The sequence below is a fragment of the Pedobacter sp. 05L430 genome (genome assembly GCF_056397585.1).
Genome location: NZ_JBFTNT010000435.1, coordinates 1 through 2,473 on the forward strand (window position 1 = coordinate 1; position 2,473 = coordinate 2,473).

4 protein-coding genes are annotated in these 2,473 nt (G+C 35.4%); 1 reads left to right on the forward strand and 3 read right to left on the reverse strand.

Annotation, left to right across the window (positions count from 1 at the left end):
• Positions 1-140: 140 nt before the first annotated feature.
• Entirely contained in the window at positions 141-857 is a 717-nt protein-coding gene (locus AC1DG9_RS26030) for a 3-keto-disaccharide hydrolase (protein ID WP_048906990.1), read from the forward strand.
• Positions 858-926: 69 nt separating this feature from the next.
• On the opposite strand, the gene AC1DG9_RS26035 is transcribed toward AC1DG9_RS26030, so the two are convergent.
• The 3 genes from AC1DG9_RS26035 to AC1DG9_RS26045 all read right to left on the reverse strand — a co-directional run.
• Positions 927-1,409: a hypothetical protein gene (locus tag AC1DG9_RS26035; protein WP_337716443.1), complete on the reverse strand. Its 483-nt coding sequence runs from the start codon at positions 1,407-1,409 to the stop codon at positions 927-929.
• Between the two features lie 49 nt (positions 1,410-1,458).
• Positions 1,459-2,046, reverse strand: coding sequence for a DUF3267 domain-containing protein (locus AC1DG9_RS26040; RefSeq protein WP_172659548.1), 588 nt, complete (start codon positions 2,044-2,046; stop codon positions 1,459-1,461).
• A 32-nt stretch (positions 2,047-2,078) separates the two neighbouring features.
• Positions 2,079-2,473, reverse strand: a 395-nt coding sequence (locus AC1DG9_RS26045) for a hypothetical protein (protein WP_477635567.1), incomplete at its 5' end; no start/stop codon positions are given.

The window sequence follows — 2,473 nt, forward strand, 5'->3', positions numbered from 1 at the left end:
AACTATAACAGATTAGCTCGTCCAGTGTTTTTAATTATGCAACGGCATTCATCACAAAATGTAAAGACTTTGATAAATTTAAAGTACAGACTCGATTATTTAAGCTAATTCTTATATTAGCGTACTCAAAAGAAAAACTCATGAAAAGAAAATTAATCGTTTTAGCAGCCTCTGCACTCTTCTTTACCAGTGCAATGGCTCAAACACCTAATACGCTCTCAAAAGAAGAAAAAAAAGCAGGCTGGAAATTATTATTTGACGGTACAACTACAAAAGGCTGGCATACTTATCTTAAAAAAGAAGTGGGCGCAAAATGGCAGGTAAAAGATGGGGCAATCGTTTTTGATCCTACCCAACCTACCGGTGGAGGCGATCTTGTTACTGATGGGATATACGAAAACTATGAGTTGAACCTTGAATGGAAAATCTCTAAAGGCGGAAACAGCGGAATTATATTTGATATCCAGGAGGACCCTAAATACGGAGCTACTTATCTTACCGGCCCTGAAATGCAGGTATTAGATAACATCGATGCAAGCGATAACAAAAAACAAAATCACCTTGCAGGTTGTCTGTATGACATGTCTGGCGATTCAACTGTTTCTAAACCAGTACCAGTTGGCGAATGGAATAAAGTTAGACTGATTCAGGACAAAGGACACCTTACTTTCTGGTTAAATGGTATTAAAACATTTGAAGGTCAGATAGGAAGCGAAGAGTGGAAAGCTATGATTGCTAACAGCAAGTTTAAGAACAAAGACTTCGCAGACTTTGCTAAAGTTGCAAAAGGTAAAATCGCTTTACAAGAACACCCAGGCTCTAGCCAGTGGAGAAACATCAAAATCCGTACTTTATAATTCAATATAAGAGCAATTTAACGAAAGCGCCCGAATCATGATCATGATTCGGGCGCTTTCATTTATATCCTACTTACATTCTGTAGGCGCAAAAGTAAACCTGCCTCTTTCAAAGTTAATCGGTTTCCCTTTTACAAAATATGATCTTCCTAAAGATGTTTCAATCTGACCAACACCCAGCACCAGCTTGCCATCTTTTTTCAAAAGTGCAAGTGGGTTTTTATAAATGGTTTTATTTTCGCCTATTTTAAAGGTATAATCAACAAATAAGGTATCCCCTCTAAACTTTCCGTCAATTAAACCGTCATTAGTTGCTTTTTCATGATATTTTATAATCAAACCACCGGTAACTTTTCCCAACTTAGAAGTTATTACATTTAAATGTGCAGTATCTACACCATCAACAGCAATAAARCACTCATTACTGACTGGAGCATCTGCGGTATCAATCATTGTACTATCTTTCAGTTCCGAGCTTTTATCTCCTCCCTGATTGCAGCTAAATGCCAAAGGCAAAGCTATAAGTGCTAAATAAAGTGCTGATTTTTTCATGACCATAATTTAAATTGAGGGTTTACTAAATACTATACAAAATTTGATGCTATATGGTTTTATAAACAATACATCCGATTTTAGAAGGATGATCTTGTACTAATGTTTCCATATCCAACTTTCTAATCATATTTATCATCATAAAATCGCCTCCGGCAGCCATGGTAAAGAACATACCAAATGCAAAAAGCTGAATATTTCCGGTAATTAAAGCTAAAATTACAGGGAGTATTCCTAACAGTATAGCAGGCATAATAGCACCCAATATATAGTGTTTTATTTTTAAAGGCTCTTTACAGTGGCAATATGGCGTAACCGCTTTCCAGATTACACCGAACTTAATCGACTTAAATCTTTCCTTTGCAAACAGGCACCATGTTATTCCATGAATTAATTCATGGAGCACAATTCCTATAAGTATTACCAAAATCATGATTGCGCTTGTCAGCAAACCATTCATCTCCTTTGGAAATAAATTTTTGAATAGGTCAAGTGTTCCGTCACCCCACAAAAAATAGTAAAGTGGGCAAAATAAAATAACAAAAGGGATAAAATAGACAATTGAAGTAATCTGCGCTTTTGCGGCATCAATAGTCATTTCTTCCATTTTATAGCCGGGTATATTGAATTGTTCCATAGTATGGAACTAAGATATAAAAGTAAATTGAATTATTTTACCCTTAGATAAAGCATACTATAACCATCATAATAATTATCGCTGATCAGTAAAGAATCATTTCTTAAGCCCAATATATATTTCCTTTGCTCTTTAGAAATGGTGTCAACTTCGTTAAATGATATTGCTGTTTCAAGTTGTCCGGAATAAATGCTTTTTGCTTTTGAAAGCATGTATTTTCCTTCTTTAACCAGCTTTCCATTGTCAATCCGCTGATAAGTATCTTTAGATTTAAATACTAAAACTGAGCTTTTACCGTCTTCAACGGGTTTAGTTTGACCGGCAAAACCGCCACTTGAAAGTTTAAGATTCCATTTCCCAATTAGCTTTTGCTCAATATTTGGATCAGACTTTTGCTTTTCGCAGGCATAAAAGCCTACCGTAATAA